The sequence below is a fragment of the Dietzia sp. DQ12-76 genome (assembly GCF_014145045.1).
Lineage (GTDB): Bacteria > Actinomycetota > Actinomycetes > Mycobacteriales > Mycobacteriaceae > Dietzia.
Window position 1 is genome coordinate 8710 of the sequence record NZ_JAALDV010000454.1, and the last position, 3489, is coordinate 12198.

Below are 3489 nucleotides of genomic sequence, written 5' to 3' on the forward strand. Positions count from 1 at the left end.
GGCCCCGGGTCAGACGAGGAGCTCACGGAGCCTCGCCGTGACGCGTGCGGCGTCTCCGCGCACGGTGCACCCGGCCGCAGCGGGGTGCCCTCCCCCGCCGAGCGCCGAGGCGACGGCCGAGACATCGATACTGTCGCCGCGACCGGGACGGGAACGCAGTGATACCGCGCACTCTCCCGGGCGGATCTCCTTGACGAGAACCGCGACCTGCGCCTCCCTCACCCCCTGGAGGTGGGACACGAGCGACTCGACGTCCGCCTCGTCCGCCGACGCCACGACCTCGTGGGGAACCGTCAGCCAGACCACCCCCCGTCCCCCGACCGCGCCGGGGTCCAGGCGAGCCGTGCTCAGCAGTTCCCCCAGCACTCGGAGCCAGGGGAAGGAATGCGCGTCGAGCAGAGCGAATCCCACCGCTCTGGCCTCCGCACCCGCGGCGAGCAGTCGCCGGGCCGTGTCGTGCGACCCCGCGCCACCCCACCGGAAGGACCCGGTGTCGGTGACGAGACCCGCGTAGAGGCTCGTCGCGAGCTCGGGGTCGACCGGATAGCGACCGGCCTCGAGTACATCGAGGACCATACTCGCGGTGGAGGCCGCCCCGGGATCCAGGAACAGGTGCGTCCCGAAGCCGGGGTTGGAACGGTGATGGTCCACCACCAGTACCTCGGACGCCGATCGGGCCAGCCGATCCCAGTCGCCCACCCGGTCCGGGCTGGCGCAGTCCAGAGCCACCACCAGGCCGTCGTGTTCCGGCACCTCGTCGATCGAGACCACACGGTCCGTGCCCGGGATGACCCGGAGCGGATCCGGGACCGCCCCGGGGTCGAACGAGTGGTGGACCACGACGCCGTCCGCACGCAGTGCCCGGGCGAGACCCGCGGAACTGCCGAGGGCGTCGGCGTCGGGGCGGACGTGGCACAGCACGGTCACCTCGCGGTGCCGGGCCAGGACGCTCGCCGCGCCGGCCGCGTCCACCAGGGTGATCACCGGTCGTCGCCCTCCGGTCGCTCCTCCTCGTCGTCTCTCCGGTAGGGGTCCTCGTCCCCGGCGGGACGTGCGCCCTGCGCCACGCGACGGACCTCCTCGTCCTGCGCCCGTGCCCGGGCGAGCAACTCCTCCATCTGTCGCGCGGCGTCCGGCACGGAGTCCAGGACGAACGTCAACTCGGGGGTGAACTTCACCCCGGTCTGCTTGCCGACCATCGTCCGGAGGCGACCCCGCGCCGTGGCCAGCGCGTCCTGCGCGGCCTCGATGTCCGGGTCCTCGTCCAGCGTCTCGCCCCGGACCGTGTAGTAGAGGGTGGCCACCCGCAGATCCGCGGTGATCCGGGAATCCGTGATGGTGACGTACTCCAGACGCGGGTCCTTGATCTCGTGTTCGATCGCCGTGGCGACGATCTCCCCGATCCGCTTGCCGAGCCGTCCGGCCCGTCCCTTTCCGGCCATGGCGATCCTCCTTGACGTGATGCGGCCGCCGGGCGGCCGTTCGATTCCCAGAATGCCGTGGGGGCAGGCCCGCAGACCACGGAACCTGCCCCCAGGGGTGTCGCCGTCGACGTCAGTCGCGCGGCTTCTCGACGAGCTCGTAGGTCTCGATGACGTCGCCGATCTTGATGTCGGAGTACGTCACGGTGAGGCCACACTCGAAGCCCTCCCGGACCTCGGTCACGTCGTCCTTCTCGCGGCGCAGCGAGGACACGCTCATCTCCTCGACGACGACCTTGCCGTCGCGGATGAGGCGGGCCTTGGCGTTGCGGCGGATGATCCCGTCGAGGACCATGCACCCCGCGATGTTGCCCAGCTTGGAGGAGCGGAACAGCTGGCGGATCTCCGCCTGACCGAGTCTCTTCTCCTCGTAGATCGGCTTGAGCATGCCCTTGAGCGCGCTCTCGATCTCGTCGATCGCCTGATAGATGATCGAGTAGTACCGGATGTCGACGCCCTCGCGGTTGGCCAACTCGGTCGACTTGCCCTCCGCGCGGACGTTGAACCCGATGATGACGGCGTCGGATGCGGCAGCCAGGTTGACGTTGGTCTCGGTGACCGCACCGACACCGCGGTCGATGACCCGCAACTGCACCTCGTCGTCGATCTCGATTCCCATGAGGGCCTCTTCGAGTGCCTCGACCGTACCGGAGTTGTCGCCCTTGATGATGAGGTTGAGCTGGCTCGTCTCCTTGAGATGCGAGTCCAGGTCCTCCAGGCTGATCCGGCGGCGGGACCGAGCGGCGAGCGCGTTGCGCTTGCGCGCGTTCCGCTTGTCGGCGATCTGCCGGGCGGTGCGGTCCTCGTCGACCACCATGAGGGTGTCACCCGCTCCACACACGCTGGTCAGACCGATCACCTGGACCGGACGTGAGGGGGTCGCCTCCTCGACGTCCTCCCCGTGCTCGTCGACCATGCGGCGGACCCGCCCGTACGCGTCGCCCGCGACGATCGAGTCACCGACCCTGAGCGTTCCGCGCTGGATGAGCACCGTCGCGACCGGGCCGCGTCCGCGGTCGAGGTGCGCCTCGATGGCCACACCCTGCGCGTCCATGTCCGGGTTGGCGCGCAGGTCGAGGGACGCGTCCGCGGTGAGGACGACGGCCTCGAGCAGCGAATCGATGTTGAGTCCCTGCTTCGCCGAGATGTCGACGAACATCGTGTCGCCGCCGTACTCCTCCGGCACGAGCCCGTACTCGGTCATCTGGCCGCGGATCTTGTCAGGCTGCGCGCCCTCCTTGTCGATCTTGTTGACCGCCACGACGATCGGCACGTCGGCCGCTTGCGCGTGGTTGATCGCCTCGACCGTCTGCGGCATCACACCGTCGTCCGCCGCGACCACGATGATCGCGATGTCCGTCGACTTGGCGCCGCGGGCGCGCATGGCGGTGAACGCCTCGTGACCCGGGGTGTCGATGAAGGTGATCGTCCGGTCGACGTCGTCGACCGGAACGGTGACCTGGTACGCGCCGATGTGCTGGGTGATCCCACCGGCCTCGCCCTCGCCGACCTTCGCCGACCGGATGCTGTCGAGCAACCGGGTCTTGCCGTGGTCGACGTGTCCCATGACGGTGACGACCGCGGGACGGATCTCGAGATCGTCCTCGCCGCCCTCGTCCTCACCGAACGACAGATCGAACGAGTCGAGCAGTTCGCGGTCCTCGTCCTCAGGACTGACGACCTGGACCTTGAAACCCATCTCCTCGCCGAGGAGCTGCAGGGTCTCCGGAGTGACGGACTGCGTGGCGGTGACCATCTCACCCAGATTGAACAACGCCTGGACCAGCTGCGACGGGTTGACATCGATCTTGTCCGCGAAGTCGCTCAGCGACGCACCCTGCGCCAGCCGCAGGACCTGCCCACGACCGTCGGGGAGCCGGACGCCGCCGACCTCGGGGGCCCGCATCGAGTCATATTCCTGACGCTTCTGACGCTTGGACTTGCGGCCCCGGCGCGGGGCGCCACCGGGACGACCGAACGCACCCGCCGCACCACTGCGGCCACGGTT

3 protein-coding genes are annotated in these 3489 nt (G+C 69.4%); all 3 read right to left on the reverse strand.

Features of this window, described 5'->3' with window-relative positions:
• Positions 1–9: 9 nt before the first annotated feature.
• Complete coding sequence (locus G6019_RS14595; protein ID WP_182627878.1) at positions 10–984, reverse strand: DHH family phosphoesterase; 975 nt, start codon at positions 982–984, stop codon at positions 10–12.
• On the reverse strand, positions 981–1442 hold the full coding sequence (gene rbfA / locus G6019_RS14600) for a 30S ribosome-binding factor RbfA (RefSeq protein WP_182612789.1): 462 nt from the start codon (positions 1440–1442) through the stop codon (positions 981–983). The genes G6019_RS14595 and rbfA overlap by 4 nt, the downstream gene beginning before the upstream one ends.
• 112 nt (positions 1443–1554) lie before the next feature.
• Positions 1555–3489: translation initiation factor IF-2 (gene infB, locus G6019_RS14605; RefSeq protein WP_182627880.1), on the reverse strand; the 1935-nt coding region annotated here is incomplete at its 5' end.